This window comes from Stappia sp. TSB10GB4, assembly GCF_900185745.1.
In the GTDB taxonomy this organism is placed as follows: domain Bacteria; phylum Pseudomonadota; class Alphaproteobacteria; order Rhizobiales; family Stappiaceae; genus Stappia.
In genome coordinates, this window is the sequence record NZ_FYAV01000024.1 from 27,418 (window position 1) to 49,614 (window position 22,197).

General features: G+C 67.7%; 20 protein-coding genes. 7 read left to right on the top strand and 13 right to left on the bottom strand.

All coding sequences use genetic code 11. The features are described 5' to 3' along the window. Positions 1-31: 31 nt before the first annotated feature. The 4 genes from TSB10GB4_RS02090 to TSB10GB4_RS02105 all read left to right on the top strand — a co-directional run bounded on the left by TSB10GB4_RS02090 (position 32) and on the right by TSB10GB4_RS02105 (position 4,270). Positions 32-1,285, top strand: coding sequence for an alpha-hydroxy acid oxidase (locus TSB10GB4_RS02090; protein ID WP_186394364.1), 1,254 nt, complete (start codon positions 32-34; stop codon positions 1,283-1,285). Between the two features lie 35 nt (positions 1,286-1,320). Next, positions 1,321-2,265, top strand: a complete 945-nt coding sequence (locus tag TSB10GB4_RS02095) for an ABC transporter substrate-binding protein (RefSeq protein ID WP_371328844.1) — start codon at positions 1,321-1,323, stop codon at positions 2,263-2,265. 268 nt (positions 2,266-2,533) lie between these two features. Further along, positions 2,534-3,469 carry an ABC transporter permease gene (locus TSB10GB4_RS02100; RefSeq protein WP_186394365.1) on the top strand — a complete coding sequence of 312 codons (936 nt, stop codon included), beginning with the start codon at positions 2,534-2,536 and terminating at the stop codon, positions 3,467-3,469. Positions 3,470-3,472: 3 nt separating this feature from the next. Next, a complete protein-coding gene (locus tag TSB10GB4_RS02105) occupies positions 3,473-4,270 on the top strand; it encodes an ABC transporter ATP-binding protein (protein ID WP_186394366.1) in 798 nt (265 codons plus the stop codon). A gap of 63 nt (positions 4,271-4,333) precedes the next feature. Here TSB10GB4_RS02105 and TSB10GB4_RS02110 read toward each other — a convergent pair whose 3' ends face one another. Continuing rightward, on the bottom strand, positions 4,334-4,666 hold the full coding sequence (locus TSB10GB4_RS02110) for a YciI family protein (RefSeq protein WP_186394367.1): 333 nt from the start codon (positions 4,664-4,666) through the stop codon (positions 4,334-4,336). A 257-nt stretch (positions 4,667-4,923) separates the two neighbouring features. On the opposite strand from TSB10GB4_RS02110, the gene TSB10GB4_RS02115 reads away from it, so the two are divergent. From TSB10GB4_RS02115 to TSB10GB4_RS02125, 3 genes are read left to right on the top strand one after another with little or no spacing between them, the layout of a single operon-like run. Beyond that, positions 4,924-5,484: a MarR family winged helix-turn-helix transcriptional regulator gene (locus TSB10GB4_RS02115; protein ID WP_186394368.1), complete on the top strand. Its 561-nt coding sequence runs from the start codon at positions 4,924-4,926 to the stop codon at positions 5,482-5,484. A gap of 43 nt (positions 5,485-5,527) precedes the next feature. Then, complete coding sequence (locus TSB10GB4_RS02120) at positions 5,528-6,469, top strand: DMT family transporter (RefSeq protein ID WP_186394369.1); 942 nt, start codon at positions 5,528-5,530, stop codon at positions 6,467-6,469. Further along, a complete protein-coding gene (locus tag TSB10GB4_RS02125) occupies positions 6,466-6,852 on the top strand; it encodes a RidA family protein (RefSeq protein WP_186394370.1) in 387 nt (128 codons plus the stop codon). Before TSB10GB4_RS02120 ends, TSB10GB4_RS02125 begins: the two co-directional genes overlap by 4 nt. A 51-nt stretch (positions 6,853-6,903) precedes the next feature. On the opposite strand, the gene TSB10GB4_RS02130 is transcribed toward TSB10GB4_RS02125, so the two are convergent. The 12 genes from TSB10GB4_RS02130 to TSB10GB4_RS02185 all read right to left on the bottom strand — a co-directional run bounded on the left by TSB10GB4_RS02130 (position 6,904) and on the right by TSB10GB4_RS02185 (position 22,196). Next, positions 6,904-8,187 carry a TRAP transporter large permease gene (locus TSB10GB4_RS02130; protein ID WP_186394371.1) on the bottom strand — a complete coding sequence of 428 codons (1,284 nt, stop codon included), beginning with the start codon at positions 8,185-8,187 and terminating at the stop codon, positions 6,904-6,906. Continuing rightward, the gene (locus TSB10GB4_RS02135; protein ID WP_186394372.1) at positions 8,184-8,678 is read right to left on the bottom strand and encodes a TRAP transporter small permease; all 495 of its coding nucleotides are present in this window, start codon (positions 8,676-8,678) and stop codon (positions 8,184-8,186) included. Before TSB10GB4_RS02135 ends, TSB10GB4_RS02130 begins: the two co-directional genes overlap by 4 nt. A gap of 67 nt (positions 8,679-8,745) precedes the next feature. After that, positions 8,746-9,738 (bottom strand): TRAP transporter substrate-binding protein DctP, encoded by a 993-nt coding sequence (dctP, locus tag TSB10GB4_RS02140; RefSeq protein ID WP_208984352.1) that lies wholly within the window; start codon positions 9,736-9,738, stop codon positions 8,746-8,748. 41 nt (positions 9,739-9,779) lie between these two features. After that, the gene (locus TSB10GB4_RS02145) at positions 9,780-11,414 is read right to left on the bottom strand and encodes an amidohydrolase family protein (RefSeq protein ID WP_186394374.1); all 1,635 of its coding nucleotides are present in this window, start codon (positions 11,412-11,414) and stop codon (positions 9,780-9,782) included. A 441-nt stretch (positions 11,415-11,855) separates the two neighbouring features. Continuing rightward, a complete protein-coding gene (locus TSB10GB4_RS02150) occupies positions 11,856-13,316 on the bottom strand; it encodes an NAD-dependent succinate-semialdehyde dehydrogenase (RefSeq protein WP_186394375.1) in 1,461 nt (486 codons plus the stop codon). Between the two features lie 31 nt (positions 13,317-13,347). Continuing rightward, the gene (locus TSB10GB4_RS02155; RefSeq protein WP_186394376.1) at positions 13,348-14,508 is read right to left on the bottom strand and encodes an iron-containing alcohol dehydrogenase; all 1,161 of its coding nucleotides are present in this window, start codon (positions 14,506-14,508) and stop codon (positions 13,348-13,350) included. 10 nt (positions 14,509-14,518) lie between these two features. Next, on the bottom strand, positions 14,519-16,429 hold the full coding sequence (locus tag TSB10GB4_RS02160) for a hypothetical protein (protein WP_186394377.1): 1,911 nt from the start codon (positions 16,427-16,429) through the stop codon (positions 14,519-14,521). Then, a complete protein-coding gene (locus TSB10GB4_RS02165; protein ID WP_186386781.1) occupies positions 16,430-16,861 on the bottom strand; it encodes a hypothetical protein in 432 nt (143 codons plus the stop codon). 55 nt (positions 16,862-16,916) lie between these two features. Next, on the bottom strand, positions 16,917-18,611 hold the full coding sequence (locus TSB10GB4_RS02170; RefSeq protein ID WP_186394378.1) for a flotillin family protein: 1,695 nt from the start codon (positions 18,609-18,611) through the stop codon (positions 16,917-16,919). 45 nt (positions 18,612-18,656) lie between these two features. After that, positions 18,657-19,361, bottom strand: a complete 705-nt coding sequence (locus TSB10GB4_RS02175; protein WP_186386783.1) for a bacteriorhodopsin — start codon at positions 19,359-19,361, stop codon at positions 18,657-18,659. 46 nt (positions 19,362-19,407) lie between these two features. Then, a complete protein-coding gene (locus TSB10GB4_RS02180; protein ID WP_244296418.1) occupies positions 19,408-20,787 on the bottom strand; it encodes an ABC transporter permease in 1,380 nt (459 codons plus the stop codon). Continuing rightward, entirely contained in the window at positions 20,784-22,196 is a 1,413-nt protein-coding gene (locus TSB10GB4_RS02185; RefSeq protein WP_186394420.1) for an ABC transporter permease, read from the bottom strand. Before TSB10GB4_RS02185 ends, TSB10GB4_RS02180 begins: the two co-directional genes overlap by 4 nt. Between the last annotated feature and the right edge of the window lies 1 nt (position 22,197).

Here is a 22,197-nt window from a genome sequence, read left to right on the forward strand (position 1 = left end):
GGACGGTGTGAGAGGGGAAATGCCGGGGCGAATGGACAAAGCCGGGGCGGAGGTTCCGGGCGAGATCGCGGGGCTGCCGCAGTCGATCGAGGATTTCCGCAGCTTGGCGTGCCGGCGGCTGCCGCGCTTCGTCTTCGATTTCATCGATGGCGGCAGCGGCTCGGAAGATACGCTGGCGGAAAACCGCGCCGCGCTCGACCGCATCCGGCTGGTCGGCTCGGCTCCGCGCGATGTCAGCGCCTGCAGCCCGGCGATCACGCTTTTTGGCGAACCGCTGTCGATGCCGCTGATCATCGGGCCGACCGGGCTTGCCGGGGCGGCCTGGCCGCGCGGCGATCTGGATCTTGCGCGGGCCGCCTCGCGTTGCGGCATTCCCTTCGTCATGAGTTCGGCGGCGACCGCCAGCATGGAAGAGGTGGCGGCGGCCGGTGCCGGTCCCAAATGGTTCCAGCTCTATCTGTTCCGCAACCGGGAGGTCAGCCGGCGGCTGGTCGAGAGGGCCGCCGCGCTGGGGTTTCGCGCGCTGGAGGTGACGGTCGACAATGCGGTGCCGGGGCGGCGCCTGCGCGATGTGCGCAACGGGTTCTCGCTGCCGTTCCGCTGGTCGCCCGCAAAGCTCGCGAGCCTCCTGGCGCATCCCCGCTGGTCGCTGCAGATGGCGCGGGCCGGGGCGCCGAGGCTGGAGGTGATGGCGGCCGAACTCGGCCGGCTGGCCGCCACGGACACGATTGCCGAACTGATGCAGTCGCAGCTCGATCCGTCGGTCGGTTGGGACGACATCGACCGGATCCGCGACGCCTGGCGGGGGCCGCTGATCGTCAAGGGGATGATGGATCCGGCGCAGGTGCGCCGCGCCGTGGAGATCGGCGTCGACGGCCTCGTCGTCAGCAATCACGGCGGGCGACAGCTCGATGGTGCGGTCGCCAGCATCGACATCCTGCCCGAGTTCCGCGCCGAAGCCGGCCGGCGGCTTGCGCTCTTGGTCGACAGCGGCTTCCGGAGCGGCTCGGACATCGCTCGTGCGCTCGCTCGCGGGGCGGATGCCGTGCAGGTGGGACGGGCAACCCTCTATGCGCTGGCCGCGGCGGGCGAGTGCGGCGTCGTCCAGGCGCTTGCCGTCCTCAGACGCGAGTTCGAGGTCGTCCAGATGCTCATGGGCGTGCGGCGTCCGGCCGAATTCACGCGGTCCATGCTGCGGGAACCGGCCGCCGGCAATGGACCGGCGGTTCGGAGCGAGCGGGCGGGAGCCCGCCAACAGGATCTTCCAACGGTGATGACGGAGTGAGGAGAAAAGCGATGTTCCGATCGAAATGGGCCGCCATGGCGGCGATGCTGCTCGCGGGTGCCGGGCTTTGGGGCGCCGAGGCGGCCGAACAGAAGCAGGTGGCGATCACCTATATCATCGATCATCCGGCGATCGACGCGGCGCGCAACGGCATTGTCGAGGAACTGGCCGAGGCCGGCTACAAGGCCGGCGAGACGCTGAAGCTGCACACCCAGAGCGCCCAGGGCAGCATGCCGACGCAGTTGCAGATCGCCAAGGAATTCGCCGGGCTGAAGCCCGACCTGCTGGTGGCCATCAGCACGCCTTCAGCCCAGGCCCTGCAGAGCGCGGCGGGCGACATCCCGGTGCTGTTCTCGGCGGTGACCGATCCCGTCGAGGCAAAGCTGGTGGCGAGCCTGGAGAGCCCGGGCGGCAACATCACCGGAACCACCGACAAGCAGCCGTTCGGCCCGACCCTGCAACTGATCCGCGACCTGCTGCCCGAGGCCAGCAAGCTCGGCGTCATCTACAATGCCGGCGAAGCCAACTCGGTCTCCCAGGTCGCGGCGCTGAAGCAGGAGGCGGGCGCCTATGGGTTCGAGATCGAGGAGAGCTCCGCCTCGCAGACGGCGATGGTCGGCGATGCCGCGCTGAGCCTTGCCGGCCGCGCCGACGCCATTCTCATTCCCACCGACAGCACCGTGGTGGCGGCGGTCGAAAGCGTCGTCAATGTGGGCCGGAAGGCGAAGATCCCGGTCTTTGCCAGCGACACGGATTCGGTCGAGCGGGGCGCCGTCGCGGCCCTCGGTTTCGACTATTATCAGCTTGGCCGCATCACCGGAAAGATGGCGATCCGGGTGCTGTCGGGCGAGAGCCCGGCGACGATCCCGGTCGGGGCGCTGGAGAGCCAGGATCTCTATCTCAACAAGACATCGGCCGCGGCCATGGGCGTCGAGCTGCCCGAAGCGCTGCTCGCCTCGGCCAAGAAGGTGGTCGACTAAGCCCGTTTGTAATTCGGAGCCATTCTGACGGAGCGATTTTGTGACAAGGTCAAGCAAAGACACGCAGGCCGTATCTGGAGACGGACAAGGGGATTTGCGCCGGAATTGGCGCAAAATCGCCCGCCCCACAGGGCTTCCGATTGGTGGGCGCCCGACGCCGAACCGATCTTGCCCGATGCGAAGGCATCGCGCGGCACCCGTTTCGACGCCGGATCGCCGCTCCAATCGAGAAGCAGAATTGACTGCGAACTGGCCGAAAGGGCTCTAGATGAGCATGCTGGCATTGTCCGGGGCTATCGAGGCGGGGCTGCTGTTCTCGCTGGTGGCGCTCGGGGTCTATATCTCGTTCCGTGTCCTGAATTTTCCGGATCTGACGGTGGACGGCAGCTTCCCTCTGGGGGCTGCCGCCACGGCGGTGGCGATCGTCTCGGGCGTCAATCCGCTGCTGGCAACCTTGATCGGCACGGGGGCGGGCGCCTGTGCCGGTTTCGTCTCGGCCTATCTCAACGTGCGCTTCAGGATCCTGAACCTGTTGGCCGGCATCCTGACCATGGTCGCGCTCTACTCGATCAACCTGCGCGTCATGGGGCGGCCGAACATCTCCCTCTATGGCGAGGAAACGATCTTCACCCCGTTCGACGGGCTGCTCGGGCTCGGCATCTGGACCAACGCCGTCGTGCTGCTGGCGATTGCCGTCGCGATGAAATTCGCCGTCGACTGGTTTCTCGCAACGGAGATCGGACTGGCGCTGCGAGCCAGCGGCGAGAACCCGGTGATGGCGCGGGCGCAGTCGGTCGACAACGACCGGATGACCCTGATCGGCCTGACCATCAGCAACGGCCTTGTCGGCCTGGCCGGTTCGCTCTTCGCCCAGAGCCAGGGGGTTGCCGATGTCTCCATGGGCATCGGCACCATCGTCACCGGCCTTGCGGCGCTGATCATCGGCGAGACCCTGCTCGGTTCGCTCAAGGTCGGCTGGGCGACGCTCGGCTGTCTGGCCGGGGCGCTGCTCTACCGCTTCTTCATCGCGCTTGCGCTGAGTGCCGGTTTTCTCGGCATCCAGGCCCAGGATCTCAACCTGGTGACAGCGGTGGTGGTGGCCGTGGCGGTGGTCCTCTCCCGCGCCCGCCGCAAGCACCCGCTGCATCTGCGCACGCGGCTGCAGCGGCTTTTCGCCCGCCCGCAAGGACAGAAAGGTGCCTGACCCATGCTGAGTATCTGCGATGCCTATGTCACGTTCAATCCCGGCACGCCGATCGCGGTTCCCGCACTGCGCGGGGTCGATCTGGATCTCGCGCCGGGCGAGTTCGTCACCGTCATCGGCACCAATGGCGCCGGCAAGTCGACGCTGATGTCGGCGGTCGCCGGCGATGTGCGGCTGGACCGGGGCGGGATCTATGTGGACGGCCATGACGTGACGCGCTGGCCGACCGAGCGGCGCGCCAGCCTGATCGGCCGTGTCTTTCAGGAGCCGCGCGCCGGCACCTGCAGTTCGCTGACCGTGGAGGAGAACCTGGCGCTGGCGGCAAGCCGGGGCGGCCGCCGCCGGCTGCGGCTGGCCCTCGGGCGGGGGGCGGAGCGCGCGCGCCTGAAGGAGCACCTGGCACGGCTCGGCATGGGGCTGGAGGACAGGCTCGGCGCGCATGTCGGCACGCTCTCGGGCGGGCAGCGCCAGGCGCTCAGCCTGTTGATGGCAACGCTTCTGCCGATGAAGATCCTGATCCTTGACGAGCATACCGCGGCGCTCGACCCCGGCGCGGCGGCGACGATCCTGGCGCTGTCGAGCGAGATCACGGGCGAGCAGCGGCTGACCACGCTGATGGTCACCCACAGTATGCGCAATTCGCTCGATCACGGGGAGCGGACGATCATGATGAATGCCGGCCGCGTGCTGCTCGATATTCGCGGCGATGAGCGCAAGGGCTACGACGTGCCCGACCTGCTCGCGCTCTTCAAGAAGACCACCGGCAAGGCGGTCGAGGACGATCAACTGGTCCTGGCGTGACCCGCGCACCGGCCCGGCGGGCCGGGCGGGTGCGGGATCGGGCGATCCGGGGCGGGGCCGGCTTCAGGCCAGGGCCCGTTCCCTTGCCAGTTCCGACAGGAGCAGACCGGGGGGATGTTCCGGCACCATCTGCCGCAGCCGGTGCACGCCGACCGAGGAAAACAATCCGGCCTGGGCATAGGGTTCGTCGGCGAGGAACGCCTCGACCGCTTGCCTGTCGTCGAAGGCGAGCACCATCAGGCTGCCGAGCACCCGGCTGCCATCCTCGCTTTGCAGCGGGCCGCCGAACAGCACCTGGGACTGGTGCGCTATCATGTATTCCAGATGAACGGCACGGGTGCGGCGGCGCAGGTCGCCAGCGTCGGGTCGGTCGATGCAATAGACGACATAGGGCACGCTGTCTCTCCTTCCGGTTCCACACGGTTCCGGGGTCTCGGCAGAATGGCCGCGCCGCCCCAGGGATTGCACCGGCCGCGCGCTGGAAGACCGGCTGGCGCTGACCTGCCGGTGCCCGTACCGCCGATGGTCGCCGTTCCCGCGTCGGGCGGCATGGCACGCCGGCTCGCGAGAGCGAAGGCGGTTGCTTTTTCACGCCCGGACGCGGCACAACCTCTCGGGTTGCCTGGGACAATTAGAAGGGATATGATTGCAATATGCAAGCAAATAGCAATCAAGGTTCGCGACCCGCAAAGGCCGGAACCACGGAAACCGGTGCCGACGAATGGCTTCAACTCGAAACCTGGCTGCCCTATCGGCTGTTTCGGATCTCCTCACGCGTCGCGGACGTGCTCGGCGCCTTCTACGGACCGAAATACGGCCTGTCCCGCGCGGCCTGGCGAACGATGGCGATCGTCGCGAACCGTCCGGGGATCAGCGTCAAGGAGATCTGCCAGGCCGGCGGGCTCGATCAGTTCGCGGTGTCGCGGGCCATCCGGCAACTGGTCGAACTCGGCTTCGCGCAACGCCAGACCGGCAAGTCCGACCGGCGCTATGCGGCGATCGAGCTCTCCGAAACCGGATGGTCGGCCTATGGCGAGATCTCGCAGTTGTCGCGCCGCATCCATGCGGAACTGACCGGGTCGATCACCGACGAGGAACTGGCGATGCTCGATGTCCTGCTCGCCAAGCTCGACAATGCCAGCGCTGGCGTTCTGGCGCGTGGCTGGCATGGGGTGATGGACAGCAAGGTGGGCGGCAGAAGCGACCGGTCCTGACCAGGACAGGCAGCCGTCCGCTCGGCGCTTGAAAGGGACGGCCATGCACGCATTCCTGTTCGCCGCCACCGCGATCCTGTGGGGCAGCAGTGCCATCGTCACCGGCCATCAGGCCGTTTCCGGCGCGCCGGAGGTGTCCGTCGGCTATCGCATGGCGCTGGTCAGCCTGATCATGTTCGGCTGGTGCCTCGCATCGGGCCAGAAGCTCGGCCTGCGCGCCGTCGACCGACCCTGGGTGATGCTGCAGGGGGTGCTTTTCTTCGGCCTCGCCTTCATCACCTTCTACCACGCGACGACGCTGATCCCGAGCGGCATCGCGGCGCTGATCCTGTCGACCTCCTCGCTTTTCGCCGCCCTGGTCGGCTGGCTGTTCCTGTCCGCCCCCGTAACCGGCCGGACTGTTGCCGGGATCCTCGCCGGCGTCGTCGGACTTGCCATTATCGCCTTGCCGCAGCTCGCCGCCACGGTCTCGGGCATCGCCTCCGATGCCGCCGTGACGCAGAGCAGCCTCGTCGGCGCGGTGCTGGCCGTCGCCGCGGCGTTCTGCACCGGTTGCGGCACGGTGGTGGCGATGCGCAACCAGCGCGGCGGCATGCCGATCGCCGCCCTGATCAGTTGGGCGGCCCTGTTCGGCGCGCTGTTCTCGTTCCTGCTTGCCGTTCTGGGACAGATGAGTTTCCGCGTCGAGGTGTCGGCGGAATACCTGATGGGGCTGGCCTATTTGGCGGTGTTCTCGTCCTGCCTGACCTTCTTCATGTATTTCAGTCTCGTCCAGCGTATCGGCGCAGCCAGCGCCTCCTACACGCTGGCACTGGTGCCCGTGGTGGCGCTGATCCTGTCGGCGCTGTTCGAGAACCTGACCCTCGACGTCTATATCCTGGCCGGCAGCGCGGCGGTGCTGGTCGGCAACGTTCTCGTGCTCGGGGGGCAGGGACGGCCGGCCCCCTCGGGGGCATCGCTGCGGATGGGGGAGGAGAGATCATGACCAGGACGGTTCACGGCGTGCATCCGACCGTGCCGCTGAGCGCGGCGGTCCAGGCGGGCGATTTTCTCTTCCTGTCGGGCCAGGTGCCGTTCGGGCCGGACGGCCGGCTTGTGCCGGGAGATATCGCCGTCCAGACCCGTCAGGTGCTGGAGAATATCGCTGCCGTGCTCGGCGAGGTCGGGGCTTCGATGGAGGATGTGGTGAAGACCACGGTCTGGCTGACCGACGCGGCCGACTTTGCCGCCTTCAACTCCGTCTATCGCGAGTATTTCCCGTCTCTGCCGCCGGCCCGATCCTGCGTCGTTTCGCTGCTGGCGGTCGATGCCAGGGTCGAGATCGAGGCGATCGCCCATGTTGCGGCGGGCAGCCCCGGCGGGGCGTGACGGCGCTGCGCCGATCTGTTGCTGCGCGGGCCTCCTGCTTGTTGCCGGGCTTCAGCGCATCAGCGAGGGCAGGAACAGCGTGACGGCCGGCAGATAGGTGACCAGCATCAGCACGACGAAGCTGACCAGAAGCATCGGCCAGAGCGCGAGGGAGATGCGCTCGATCGACAGTTTGCTGATCGCTGCGGCAACGAACAGCGAGTAGCCGAAGGGCGGCGTTGCCATGCCGATGGCCAGGTTGATCACCACCAGCGCGCCGAGATGGACCGGATCCAGGCCGATCTGCGCCCCGATCGCGGTCAGCGTCGTGCCGAGAATGATCATCGCCGCGATATTGTCCATGATCGCGCCGATGAACAGCAGGAACAGGTTCAGGATCAGCAGGATGACGATCGGATTGTCGGAGATCGACAGGATCGCCGCGGCGATGGCGGTCGGAAGCTGCTCGATCGCGATCAGCCAGCCGAAGGCGGAGGCAATGGCGATGATGAAGCAGATGATCGCCGAGGTGCGCATCGAGGCGACGACGATCCGGCCGAGATCGGCGATCTTCATCTCGCGATGCACGAAGACGCCGATGATGAGCGCATAGAGGACGGCGATGGCGGAGGCTTCGGTCGGGGTGAAGACGCTGCCGTAGATGCCGCCCAGGATCACCAGCGGCGCGAGCAGCGACCACTTTCCGGCATCGAGAGCCTTCAGCAGTTCGGAAAGGGTCGTGCGGCTGCTCGCGCGGATCTGCCCGCTGCGCCGGGCAGCGATGTAGCAGACCAGCATCAGGCCGAGCGCGACCAGAAGGCCGGGGATGATCCCGGCGAGAAAGAGCTGGCTGATCGATTCCTCCGCCACCACGCCCCAGATGATCAGGGGGATCGAGGGCGGGATCATCTGGCCGATGGGGCCGGATGCGGTGGCAAGGGCTGCCGAGAAATCCCGGCGCCATCCGCGCTGCTCCATCTCCGGGATCATGATGCCGCCGATCGCGGCGGTGGTGGCGGGAGCCGATCCGGAGATGGCGGCGAAGAATGTCGCCGACAGCACCGTCACCATGCCGAGCCCGCCGGTGACATGCTGCACCAGGCATTGGCAGAAGCGCACGAGCCGCCGCGACAGGCCGCCGTGCATCATCAGATCGCCGGCCAGGATGAAGCCGGGAATGGCAAGCAGAGAGAAGCTCTGGGTGCCGGCGATGATCCGCTGCGCCAGGACGACCAGCGGCAGGTCGGCGACCAGCAGGCCGATGATTGAGGCAAGGCCGAGGCAGAATGCGATGGGCATGCCGCCGAACATCGTCGTCAGGAAGGTGGCGAGAATGGCGAGAGCGACGGCGCTCATCCGATTTTCTCCGCTTCGGTGGGCGCCGGCGGGTTGAACAGGAGCGCCAGCGCGTGCAGGCAGCCGAGCGCTCCGCAGACCGGCGCGGCGAGGTGGAGGACCTCGATCGGCACGCGCATGGCGGCGGAGACCTGACCGAGGGTGGCATCGGTGTAGTCGATGCCCGAGCGCAGCAGCACCAGGCAGAAGCCGAGGATCGCCAGCATGATCAAGGCCTGCCAGGCTCGCCGCAGGCGCGGCGACAGAAGGGAGAGGAACAGGTCCAGCCGCACATGCGCCCCCGCCCGCAGGGCTGTCGTCGCGGCGAGCAGCGTCGACCAGGTGAACAGCATCAGGGCGAGTTCCTCGGACCAGACCAGCGAGGCGCCGAGCACATAGCGCGAGAAGACCTGGAGAATGAGCGCGGCCATCATCACGGTCGCCATGATGGCGACAACGACATTGGTCAGGCGCGCCACGTGATGCGAGAGGCGATCCAAAAGCCAGGCCATGGCCGGTTCCGTTTCGTGCGGGGCGGGGACGGCGCCCGCCCTTTGACGGGCGCCGGAAGACTGCACTCTATTCGACCGCGGCAAGGGCCTTGTCGAACAGTTCGGCGCCGATCACCGGTTTGAACTGCTCGTAGACATTGCCGACGCGGGCGCGGAAGGCGGCCGCATCCTTGACCTCGTTGACCTCCATGCCGGCCGCCTTCAGCACGTCGAGCAGTTCGGCGGTGTTGCGCGCCGTCTCGGCGCGCTGGCTGGTGATCGCCGCGGCTGCCGCCGCGCGGAAGGCCTCCTGCTCCTCGGCGGAGAGCTTGTCGAAGAAGCGCTTCGACACGAGCACGCCGAGGGCCGAATAGGTGTGGCGGGTCAGGGAGAGATACTTGGTGACCTCGGCATATTTGTTAGCGGCGATCACTGCGAGCGGGATTTCCAGCCCGTCGATGGTGCCCTGCTGGGTGGCCGTATAGGTCTCGCCCCAGGCCATCGGCGTCGCATTGCCGCCGAGCGCCTCGAACATGCCGATGAAGACCGGGTTCTGCATCACCCGGTACTTGACGCCAGAAACGTCCTCGGGCTCCAGGACCGGGCGCTTGTTGTTGATCATGTGCCGGAAGCCGCCTTCGGCGAAGCCGAGGCCGACAATGCCCTTGCCATCGAGCGTGGCGAGGATCTGCTGGCCGATCTCGCCGTCCAGCACCTGGTGTGCCTGCTCTTCGCTCGCGTAGAGGAAGGGCATGTCGTTCAGTTGGAAGGCCGGGGCGATGTTGCCGATGGGGGCATTGGTGATGATGCCGACGTCCAGCGTGCCGAAGCCGAGGCCTTCCAGCATCTGCTTTTCGTCACCCAACTGGTTGTTCGGGAACATGGCCACGTCGAACTTGCCCGGCAACCGTTGGTCGAGTTCGGCGGCAAGGGTGCGCGCGGTGATCGCATAGGGATCCGTCGGCCCGTCCGATGTCGTCCAGCCGATGCGCAGCTTGTCGGCGGCGTCTGCCGGTGCAAGGCCGGCAATGGCGATCCCACAGACCGCGACAGCGGCCTGCAAGCTACGGGTAAAGGACATTCTCATTATCGTTTCCTCCCAGTTTCCGTTGGTGTTGCGGATCAGAAGCCGTACAGCCGGGCCGGATTGTCCGCGAGGATCCGGTCGCGTGTGGCGGCATCGGGTGCCCAGTCGCTGAGCATGTCGAGCAGGGCGCCGTCGTTGGGCATGGGCACGTTGATGTAGGGGTGCGGCCAGTCGCTGGCCCACAACACCCGTTCCGGGTTGGCGCGGATGATCTCCCGCGCAAAGGGTGCGATGTCGGAATAGGGCGTTTGCGCCTCGCTGGTGATGCGGTAGCTGCCCGACAGCTTCACCCAGGCGCGCCCGTCCGCCATCAGCGAGAGCATGTCCTGGAAGCCCTTGTGGTTGATGCCGGCGGAGGTCGGCATGTGTCCGAGGTGGTCGAACACGGTCTCGATGGGGAGCTTGCCGAAGGTTTCGCGGATGTCGGCGAACTCGGACACGTCGACGAGCATCTGCAGATGCCAGCCGAGCGGCGCCACCTTCTCCGCCATGGTGCGAACGTCGGAGACCTCGATGCCTGAGCGGAAGAGCAGGTTGAGGCGAACGCCGCGCGCCCCGGCCTCGTGCATCTCCTCTAACTCGCGCTCGGTGACCGTGTGGTCCACCACCACGATGGCGCGCAGCCTGTCGGGCATCATCCGTGTCGCATCGAGCGTGCAGCGATTGTCGCGGCCATAGACGCTCGGCTGGACGATGACACCGCGTTCGAGGCCGAGGGCGTTCAGCATCGCCATGTAGGCGGACAGGCTCGCCGGCGGCGGGGTGTAGGTGCGGTGCGGAGTGAAAGGATAGGTCGCGGCGGGGCCGATGATATGCGCGTGGCAGTCGCAGGCACCGGGAGGCGGCGTGAAGCGCGGCGCGCGCGGAGCCGGGTCGGCCGCCGCGCAAACCGGGATCATCGTCTCGCCGATGGATGTCATTCTGCTCTCCTCCCAGCCTTGCAGGCCGCGTAGTCCAAGTCTGTCGGCCGAGCGCAGCAGGTGGTTCCAGGCGGCGCGGCGGGCCTTGTCGGGATCGCCGATGCGGATCGCCTCGACGATGTTGGTATGCTCCCGGATCAGGTCGGCGGGGCCGGTGCCGCGCAGCACCGAGCGTGCCAGTTCGTCGGCGATGCCGGTGCCGATCCGCAGGCTGAGAAACTGCATGAAATCACGGAAGTAGGGGTTGCCGGTCGCCGCGGCGACCACCCGCTGGAACTCGCGCTGTTCCGCAACGGCGGCATCACCCGCTTCCAGTCTGGCCCGCATGGCGGCGAAGGCCTCGTCAATCAGCGCCATCTGCGCCAGGGTGCGCCGGCGGGCGGCCATGGCGGCGCCGGCCACCTCGATTTCCATGCGCAGTTCCAGGACCTGGCGCAGCGCCTCGATCGACTGGAGCCGTCCGGCATCGATGCGGAAGCTGGCGGGAGTGGGGTCGGACGACACGAAAGCCCCGACGCCATGGCGGGTTTCCACCAGGCCCGCCTCGCGCAGCTTGGCGATCGCCTCGCGCACGGCGCTTCGGCCGACGCCGAACTCCGCCGTGAGCGTTGCTTCCGTCGGCAACTGGTCGCCGGCGGAGAAGCGGCCGGACACGATCATCTCGGAAAGCTGCTCCGCAATTTCGTCCGGAAGCCGGCGGCGGCCGAGCGGTCGCGGTGCAAACGGTCTTTCCTGTTCGGCGCGGCTCATTGCAGTCTCCCTTGTGAAATCTTACATAGCAGGTGATCCGATGTCTGACAACTGATGACTTGAAGGGGTGCGCTTTTGAGAACTCCCGACGGGGAGGTGAAGGCCGGTGGTGAAAGGACGGGGAAGGGCGTTGAGGGGCGAGTGATGCGGCCGGCCGGCGGCACCAGAGCCGAGCGAAGGCAGGAAGCAGCAGGGACGCGGGTGGAGCAGGGTCGGGTCGGGCAGGGCAGGCGGCCAGCCCTCCCCGCACGCCCTCAAGCAGCACGGGAGGGCCGACACCTGTGATAATCCAGCGCCGCGTCGGACTGGCCGGCGCACGTTGGCGGCTCGACCGACCGGCCTGAGGGGGGGCCAGATCGATCTCATCGCTGGCGCTGGTGCCCCGGTCGTCCACCCGGGGCGGCGGCCTCGGTCAGGCGGCGCTGCGGGGTTCCATCTCCCTCACGAGGCGGCGACCGCGAGGCACAGATACTTGGTCTCGAGATAGTCCTCGATCCCGTATTTCGACCCTTCACGGCCGAGGCCTGAGGACTTGATGCCGCCGAACGGTGCCTCGGCAGTCGAGATGAGGCCGGTGTTGATGCCGACCATGCCGTATTCCAGGGCTTCCGCGACGCGCCAGATGCGCGAGACATCGCGGGCATAGAAGTAGGAGGCGAGGCCGAATTCGGTGTCGTTCGCCATCGAGATGCCCTCGCTCTCGGTGTCGAAGGGGATCAGCGGAGCGACCGGCCCGAAGGTTTCCTCCGTGAGGATTTTCATGCCCGGCGCCACATCGGCCAGCACCGTCGGCTCGTAGAAGGTGCCGCCGAGCTCGGAGCGGCGTCCGCCGGTCATCACGCGCGCGCCGTGGGCCAGGGCATCGGCCACATGGCTCTCGACCTTGGCCAGCCCCTGGGCATCGATCAATGGCCCGATCTGGACGCCGGGGACGACCCCGTCGCCGACGCGCAGGGCCGCCGTTGCCTCGGCGAGTTTCTCGGCGAAGGCGTCCATCACCCCGCGCTGCACATAGATGCGGTTGGCGCAAACGCAGGTCTGACCCGAGTTGCGGTACTTGGCGATCAACGCGCCTTCGACGGCGGCATCGAGGTCGGCATCGTCGAAGATGAGGAACGGGGCATTGCCGCCGAGTTCCAGGGAGAGCTTCTTGATGTCATGGGCGCATTGACGCATCAGGATGCGCCCGACATTGGTCGAGCCGGTGAAGGTCAGCTTGCGCACCTTCGGGTTGGTGCAAAGCTCAAGACCCATGCCCGGAGCATCGAGGCCCGGCACGATGGACAGCACACCTGCCGGGATGCCGGCGCGCTCCGCCAGCACCGCCATCGCCAGCGCCGAGAGGGGGGTCTTCTCCGCCGGCCGCCCGACGAAGCTGCAGCCGGCGGCGAGCGCCGGTGCGACCTTGCGTGCGATCATCGCATTGGGAAAGTTCCAGGGCGTGATCGATCCCACCACGCCCACGGGCTGCTTGAGCACCAGAATGCGCTTGTCGGGCTGGTGGCCGGGGATCACGTCGCCATAGATCCGGCGGCCTTCCTCGGCAAACCACTGGATGAAGCTGGCGCCATAGGCGATCTCGCCCTTGGCCTCGGCCAGCGGCTTGCCCATTTCGGCGGTCAGGATCGCGGCGAGGTCGTCGGCATTGTCCAGCATCAGCGCCTGCCAGGCGAGCAGGATCGCGCAGCGGTCCTTTGCGGTGCGCGCCGCCCAGCTTTTTTGCGCGTCATAGGCAGCGTCGATCGCGCGGCGGATGTCGGCGGGCCCGAGATCCGCCACCTCCGCCACCTTCTCTCCGGTGGCCGGGTTGGTGACGGCGAAGCGGGCGCCTCCCTCTTCCCATCGTCCCGCCACGAAGGCACGCGGCTCCAGGAGCGAGGGGTCACGCAAGGCAAGGGCCATGATCTGTCCTTTCGGGGCGTCGATGGAGACGTCAGTGGGCGGCGGTGTAGATGGCGAGGGCGTCGGCCTCGGTCAGGGGCCTCGGATTGTTGACCAGCAACCGGGTCTGGTTCATGGCGTCGCGCGCCAGCCGTGGCAGCACCTCGGCCGAAATGTCCATGTCGCGCAGCCGCTGCGGCAGACCGCAATCGGCCGACAGGGTCGCCAGCCGCTCGATGAAGGCTGCGGCCCGCTCCTGCCCGTCGAGAGCGGCAAGATCGGGGAAAGCATGGGGCGCGAGTTCCGCATAGGGCGCCGGGGCGACCACCGCGTTGAACCGCAGGACATGGGGCAGGACGAGGGCGTTCGACAGGCCGTGCGGGATGTGGAAATGTCCGCCCAGCGGATAGGCGAGGGCGTGCACCGCCGCGACCGGGGAATTGGCGAAGGCCTGGCCCGCGAGCATTGACCCGAGCAGCATGTCGGCCCGCGCCGCCGCATCGCTGCCATCCCGCACGGCCCTCAGCAAGGCTCCACCCATCAGCCGCAGGGCCTCGCAGGCGAGCGCCCGGGACACCGGATTGTTGTTCGGGCTGGCGGAGGCATAGGCCTCGATCGCGTGCACCATCGCGTCGATGCCGGTGGCGGCCGTCACATGCGGCGGCAGACCCAGGGTCAACTCGGGATCAAGCAGCGCGAGGTCGGGGATCAGGTGCGGGCTGACGACGCCCATCTTCTCCGCCGCCCCGGTGGTGACGATGGAAATCGGCGTGACCTCCGAGCCGGTGCCCGAGGTGGTGGGGATCAGCACCAGCGGCAGACGCGGCCCCCTGGCCTTGCCGACGCCATAGACATCGGCGAGCGCTTCCGTTCCCGGAGCAAGCAGCGCGACAAGCTTCGCCACGTCGAGCGACGATCCGCCTCCCAGGCCGATGATGCCGCCGGCCCTGGCTTCGCGTGCGGCATCGACCGCGGCAAGCACCACGGCTTCCGGCGGGTCGGCCTGGACATCCGCGAACAGCGTCGTCTCCAAGCCGGCGTCACGCAGCAGGGCCACCGCGCGATCGACGATGCCGGTGCCCATCATGCCGGGATCGGTGACGATCAGCACACGCGGGCCTGTCAGCGGCAGGGCAAGGGCCGGCAGTTCGCCGAGCACGCCGGCGCCGAAGCGGACGGAACGGGTGGTGTTGAAGGTGAAGGGGGCGGTCATGTTGTTGCTCCTATCCGCCGAAGGACAGCGCCGTCAGGACGATCAGCGCGAAACCGATGGCTGCGGTCAGCACCAGGGCGCGCAGCCGTTCCCGCTCTGCCGCGCGCGTGTCGGGGCGCAGGCGCGGCGGCGGGGTATAGGCCGGTATGGCGCCGGTGTGTGGGCTGGCCATCTCCATCTTGTAGGAGAGGAACCAGACGAGCCCGAGGCCGAGGGCCCAGAACAGAAGACCCCAGGCCCATTGCGACGGCATTCCGACCAGCCAGGTGCCTGCGGGCGCGCCGAAGGCGATGTTTCCGAACACCAGGCCGGGACCGACGGCGAAGAAGGCCCAGGCCAGCGCCACCGACCAGGCGGTCGAGCGCAGCGCCTCGGCGCGGGGCGACTGGCGCAGCGTGCCGGCAAGGAACCGCCTTGCTTCTTCCGCCTCGCTGCCGAAGCCCCGGCGCTGGGTGAAGAGGGAGACGAGCATGGTCACGACAAGGTTGGGCACAAGACCCCAGGCGGCGGAGTGGATCGTCCAGGGCCAGCGCCCCCATGGCAGGTCCAGCCCGAGGAAGGACAGCACCGCCTGGCCGAAAGGCTCGGTCAGCAGCACGCCGGCGATGCCGAAGCCGGTGCCGGTGATGACCGCGGGGCGCGTGAACCAGCGCACCCAGGTCATGCCGAGCAGCGGCGTCCACAACTGGACGGAGAGGGGCAGCGCCAGCGCGCCGAGCACGGACAGCGTGACCGGGGTCAGCGCCTGCATCAGCAGCGACAGCAGTGCCAGAAGCACCACGGCGATGCGCGCCAGGGACACCGTCGCCGAGCGCGACAGGGCACTGTGGAACCAGGGCTTGTAGAGGGTGCGGACCAGCGCTTCGGCCGCCGTCAGCAGGGCCAGCCCGGCCAGGAGCTGGATGCCGCAGAGGATGCCGATGAAGATCCAGGCCGCGAACCAGGGCGACAGGTTCGCCATCAGGGCCGGCACAGACAGCGCCGGATCGGTATAGCCGGCCACCCCGACGGCGGCGGCGGCCAGCGCCACCACAAGACCGAAGGCGCCCGCCATCACCCAGGTCTGCCCGGCGGCAAGACCGCGCGGCGTGGCCGTGGACAGCACCACCTTCAGCACGACGGGGCTGGCCTGCATCCCCAGCAGCGCAAAGGCCAGCGACAGGGCAGCGACGGCGGTGCCCTCATGCCCGGCGGCGGCTTCGCGCCCGATCCCGGCGGTGAACTGGATGACGCCGGCAACGGTCAGGTGGCCGCCGCCGCTCTCGGCCACAACGGCCTGCAGGCCCCGGTTGAGCGCGGCGAAACCCCCGGCCTCGACGAGGGCGAAGGTGGCAAGGCCGATCAGCGCGGCCATTGCCAGCACCGCCTGGATCGCGCCGAGATAGCCGACGGCCCGCATGCCGCCGATCACCACATAGCCGATCAGGATCGCCCCCAGCAGCAAGGCCGCTCCTTCAAGCGACAGTGCCCCATCGGTGAGCTGCGCGGCGATGGCGGAGAGGGTCCGCAACTGCAGCCCTGCGAAGGCCACGGCGAAGACCACCGCCACCAGGGCGGAAAACACCACGAGGAACTCCGACTGCCAATAGACGCGCAGAAGTTCCCCTTGCGAGGACAGGCGCAGCCGTTGGCCGACCAGCCACAGCCGCTTGAAGAACAGGACCCCGGGGATGGCCAGAACCACGCCTGCCTGCAGGAGCGAGGGATGCGAAAAGCCCTGCGCCGCGATCTCGGCAGGCAGCGCCAGCGTTGCCCAGCCGGAGACGGAGGCGCCGGCGACGACCAGCGCCGACACCCAAGCGGGAAGCGTGTGTCCGGCCGAGAACCAGGTCTCGTGGCCGGCGTTGGCGAGGGCCGCCACCCGCGCCCAGTACAGGGTGACGGCAGCCCAGAACAGCAGGTAGAGCGGGAGCCAGATCATCTAGTCACCCTTCCGCATGGCGGGTCCCGCCGAGCGCATGTGGAATTGCGAGAAGGCGCCGCGCAGCCCGTGGCGGGTGACGAGATAGGCAAGGAAGCCGGCCGCCAGCGTGCCGAACAGGGTCAGGCCCGCATAGTAATCGGCCATGGTCATGTCTCCCTGCAGCGCCCCGACGATGAACACGAAGCCGAGCACACCGTAGGTTCCGACACCGAGCGCCGCCTCGCCGCGGGTGAACCCGGTGCCGTGGACGGCATTGACGACGACATGCGCGCCAAGGGCCGTCAGGATCACGGCGACGCCCGCTGCCGAGACGGCCCAGACATCGTGCGCCATCCCTTCAAGGAACAGCCCGAGGCCCAGAAAGCCAAGGCTGCCCCAGATCGAGAAGACAAGGATTCCGCGGTCGACGTTCGGGGTGCGTTCGCGCATGGCTCAGCCGCTCCGTTGGGGAGGGCGGGGCGCAGGTCGCGCGCCCCGCGATGTGTCAGTTGGCCGAAGGCTTGCCGCCGCGCGCCTTGGTGCCCTTGGTCGCCGGTGCGGGGGCCGAAGGGTCGGTGTAGACGATCTTCGACAGGTCCTGCAGCGTATGCGGGCGGTGGACCGTGTCTGCCGACAGGCCGATCTCACCCAGCAGCGTATCGACGAAGGGCGCCTGGCTGCGATAGCGCAGGGCCGAGGTCACCACCTGGTCGGCCAGGTTGCCGTCGCGCGGGGTGCCGCCGTCGATCGCAGCGCCGCTCGCCTGTCCCGAGAGCGAGGCTCCCGAGAGCCCGGGCAAGCCTTCCACATGGACGATCTTGATCTCGTCGATCTGCTCCATCGGCTTGACGCTCTCGCGGATGATGGCGGGAAGGTTCTCCACCAGCGCCTTGTGCAGCGCCGACCGGCGGCTGGCGTCGGAGCGCAGGTTTTCGGCCGCGTTCAGCTTCTCCTTGCCCTCCGCTTCCACGCGCAGACGCTCCTCGAGCGCAGCGACGGCGATGCGGTCGGCATCCGCCCGGTCGCTCGCAGCGGCCTTCTCCGCTTCCGCCAGGATGCGCAGCCGGACGGCCTCGGACTCGGCAGCGCGCTCGGCCTCGATCACCTCCACCTTCTTCTGGCGGTTGGCGATCTCCAGGTCGCGCAGGGTCTGCACCCGTTCGGTGGCCTCCACGGCGGCGGCGCGTGCCGCTTCGGCGATCGACTGCGCCTCGGCCCGCTCCTTCGACTTCAGCGAGACGGCGATCTCGCGCATCTGCTGCTCCAGATCCAGGGCCTCGCGGCGCTTGATCTCCAGCCGCTCGATTTCCAGCTCCATCTCGATGCGGGTGCGCTCGACCGCCTCGCGTTCCTTCACCTTCGCCGTCTCGATCTCGCGTTCGCGGGCGGCCGCCTCGTTGGCGATCTCGGCCTTGCGGTTGGCGCGCTCGACCGCCACTTCGGCTTCATGCGCCAGCCGCGCATATTCGCTCTCGCGCTGGATCTCGAGGCTGCGCTTCTCGGCTTCGAGGTTCTTGGCGCGCATCGCGACCGCCGTGTCCTTCTCGATGTCGTTGCGCTTCTTCTTGCGGCTCTCGATCTGCTCGGTGAGGCGCGTCAGGCCTTCGGCGTCGAAGGTGTTGGACTCGTCGAACAGCTTGATGTCGGTTTGGTCGAGCGAGGTGAGCGAGACGCTTTCCAGTTCCAGCCCGTCGAGGGCAAGGCTCTCGGCCACCTCCTGCTTGACCTCCTTGACGAAGGCCTGTCGGTGCTCGTGGATGTGTTCGAGCGTCATCTTCGCCGCGGCGCCGCCCATGGCGTCGACAAAACGGCCCTGGATCAGGTCCTTGAGCTGTTCGGCATTCATTGTCCGGGAGCCGAGGGACCGCGCGGCAATCGCCACGGCCTCTTCCGTCGGGGCGACGCGGACGTAGAATTCCACGGTCAGCTCCACGCGCATGCGGTCCTTGGTGATGAGCGAGCGCTCGCGGGCGCGCGTCACCTCCAGCCGCAGGGTGTTCATGTTCACCTCGGTGATGTCGTGCAGGATGGGCAGCACCAGCGCGCCGCCGCCCATGACGACCTTCTCGCCGCCGAAGCCGGTTCGCACGAAGGAGATGTCCTTGGTCGATCGGCGGTAGAGCCAGTGAAGCAGGTAGGCGGCCACGGCGATGACGATCGCCGCCAGGATGATGATGGCAATGACGTCTGCACCGTTCATGGACGTGCTCCCTTCATATGCGCGGCAGAGGAATGACCGATGGCGTCAGTCACGGCGGGTCTCCGAGGATGCGCACAGCACCCCGGTGGCCAGCACCGCGACGCCGAAGGCCATGCGGTTCAGGATGTCGGCGATATTGTAGGCCACCGTCAGTTCCCCGGTGTCGGGGATGCCGGCGAAGGCGGTCAGGAAATTGCCGAGCGGATAGATCGCCCAGCCGATGGTGACGATCAGGCGCAGCCAGAAATAGCCGCTGCGCACCGCATCGCTTTCGGCCTCGCGCACCGCGTCGTCCATTCCGCCGAAATAGAGCTCGCCGAGAATGTAGAGCCAGAACACGAGCCCGATCAGGAAGGCCAGCGTGGCGTTCATATAGGCCGCCTCGCCCAGGTAGCGGACGAAGACCATCAGCACGGCGACGACGATGAGGCGCCAGAACAGGCCGGCTCCGAGCCGCCGCGAGGTGGCGGCGAAGAAGTAGAGGGCCATCACCTGCAGCGGGATCGACACGACCCAGCCGACATAGTGATAGACGACCGGCACCTGTCCGGCCGCGCCCCAGGCGATCCGTCCCTCCCAGGCCGCGGCGACGCCCACCAGCGCCGCAACGGCGCACAGCGTCACCGGCAGCTTCCAGGCCCGCCCCACCCAGGCCGTGCCGAGAAGCAGCAGCACCGCTGTCGCGGCAAGACCGAAGATCGCCACCGAATAGCTTGCCGCGGTCAGGTCGGCCGTCTCATAAACCGCCATCGCGTTTCCTCCGTTCGCGGATGTGCCTGTTGCCCATGGTTCCGCCTCAGATCTGTGTGCGGATGTGCGGGGAGCGCGCATAGAGCGCGACCATGGGCAGGATCAGCAGTCCGAAGATGAACTGCTGCCATTGAAAGTTGAGGCCGAGCCCGACAAGGAAGCTCGACAGGACCTGCAGGACCAGGACGCCGATCACTGTGAAGCCGTAGCCGCCCTGTCCGCCCAGCAGCGAGGTGCCTCCGACCACGACAGCGGCCAGCGTCAGGAACAGATACTGGTCGCCGACGCCGATGAACCCGCCGCCCGACCAGCCGAGCAGCAGCGATCCGGTCAGCGCCGCGAAGAAGCCGGACAGGGCGTACATGGAGACCCAGTAACGCAGCTCCGAGATCATCACCCGGTTGGCCGAGGTGCGGTTGACGCCGAGCGCGTAGAGGTAGCGCCCATAGACGGTGGTGCGCATGCCGACGATCAGAACCAGCGCGATGAGGGCCCAGATCACGATCACCGGCGGAACAGGCAGGCCGAACGTGGTGCCGTTCATCGAGCTCAGGTTGGCCAGCCATTTGGGAACGGTGCCGAACACGTTGCCCGAATAGGCGGTGCCGATCGACGTCAGGATCTGCACGCCGCCGGAGATCGCGAAGCCGGTGCCCAGCGTCACGATCAGCGCCTGACCCTGCAGCCGGTAACTGAGGAACCCGTTGATGACGCCCAGGATGACGCCGACGGTCAGCACGATGATCATGGCGAGCCAGGGCGGCACGCCGAGCGAGATCAGGTAGAGCAGGCCGACATTCGCCGCGCCGATGATGAAGGGGATCGACAGGTCCAGTCCGCCAAGCAGCGCCACCATGGTCTGCCCGACCGAGGCCAGCCCGAGGAAGGCCGCGAAGAGCAGCATCGACTTGATGTTCTGCGCCGAGGAGAAGCCTTCGATGTTCATCGCGCCGACGGAAAAGAGGCCCGACAGAACCATGATGCCGATGAAGGCGGAGCGGTTCTGCTGGAACTGCCGGCCGAGCGTGCGCGTCAGGACCAGGATCGTCAGCAGGATCAGCAGCGAGATGACGTTCCAGACATTGAAGAAACCCGTCACGGTCGCGCTGAGCACGAGGAACGCGAGCAGGATCGCGGCGAGCCCCAGAAGCGGCCAGCGATAGCTGTTCCACAGGCTGCGGATCGGACCGGGGCCGTCTTCGCTGTCGCCGCCGATCTCCCAGAACTGGCCAAGAACGTAGTGCCAGCCCCACATCCACAGGGCGAGCGTGGCGATGGCGGCCAGGATCACCAACTGCACGCTGGCATCCTGGGCAAAGCCCATGATGATGCCGATGCCGGTCAGGATCAGGCCGGCCACCAGGCCGAGGATGCGGGCGCCGAGCGGCAGGGGGGTGCGCGGGGCAATGCGGGCGGCGTCGGTCATTCGGCGGCCTCCTGCGAAACGGGCGCCGCAGTCTGTGCGGGCGGTGCCGGTCTCTCGCTGCTCATCACCCAGGCAATTGCCAGAACCAGCGCCGCCACGATGACGCCAGTGGCCATGCCGATCTCACGCCGCCGGCCGGCCTCGGTGATCGCAAGGCGCAGGAACAGGGCAACCACGGCAAGGACGATCACCGAAAGGATCAGCGGCGCGGCCTGCAGGCGCAGGGCCTCGGTTGCCGGCGACACGACGGCGATTTCCAGCGGGCCGGTCAGGGCAGCCTGCATGTCGAGCGGGCCGGGAAGGACGGCGCCGACAGCGCCAAGGCTGCGATAGTCGAAGCTGGCATGCAGGATGACGCCGAGCACCACCACCGACAGGGCGACGAAGTAGAGCAGCGGCGAGAAGTTCGGTATCCGCCGCTGGATCACCGGGATCAGCAGCGTCAGCAGCAGCGACACCACGAGGATCGTGCCATAGGCGAGATTGGTGACGAAGCTCTGCACCGCGCCGAAGTTGAAGGTCGAGAGCGAGAAGGTGATGAGGTAGAGGTTCAGCGCGCCGAGCGCCGACCCGAAGACGCCCGCCCGCCCGCCGGCCAGCGACGCGCCACCCAGCACCAGCGCGGTGACGGCGATCAGCGTGTAGGTCGTGCCCTGCGAGGGGTCGCCGGAGCCGATCAGGGCGGTGAAGCAGATCGCAGCCAACCCGGCAAAGGCGCCCGAAATCAGATGCGCGCCGATCCGTACGACGGAGATCTGGACGCCGGAGGTATAGGCGGCGCGCTCGTCCGAGCCCATCAGGCGCAGATGGGTGTAGAAGGCGGTCGCGGTGAACAGCAGCCACAGGCCGGTGGCGATCAGGACGATGATCAGCGGCGGCGAGAAGATGGTGGTGCCGTAGCCCCATTCGGCCATGAATTCCGGGGCAAGGCCGCCTGGTCGCGGCAGGATGACAAGATTGATCCCCGACAGGGCCAGATAACCGGACAGCGACACGATGATCGGCTGGACGCGGACATAGATGACGATCAGGGCGAACAGGAACTGGTACAGCGCGCCTGCGGCGATGGCGTAGAGGAACACCGCGATCGGGGACGAGATAATGCCGGCGCCGCTCAGTTGGATCAGCGTGACGTTGATGAAGCCGATCAGCGGTCCGACCGACAGGTCGACGGTGCCGCGTCCGGAGATCACCGAGGCCATCAACGCATAGGTTGCCAGGATCAGCGGCGAGACGACGATCACCGCCGCGCCGAGGCCGTAGCTGGTGGTCAGGCTGGGCGAGCGCAGGACGGCGAGCGTCAGCAGCGCGAAGAACAGGGTGATCGGCATCAGCAGGAACGGATTCGACCGTCCTCCCTGCCGGGGGGCGTCGCTGCGAGCGCTGGCACCGGGACCTGTCGTGGTCATG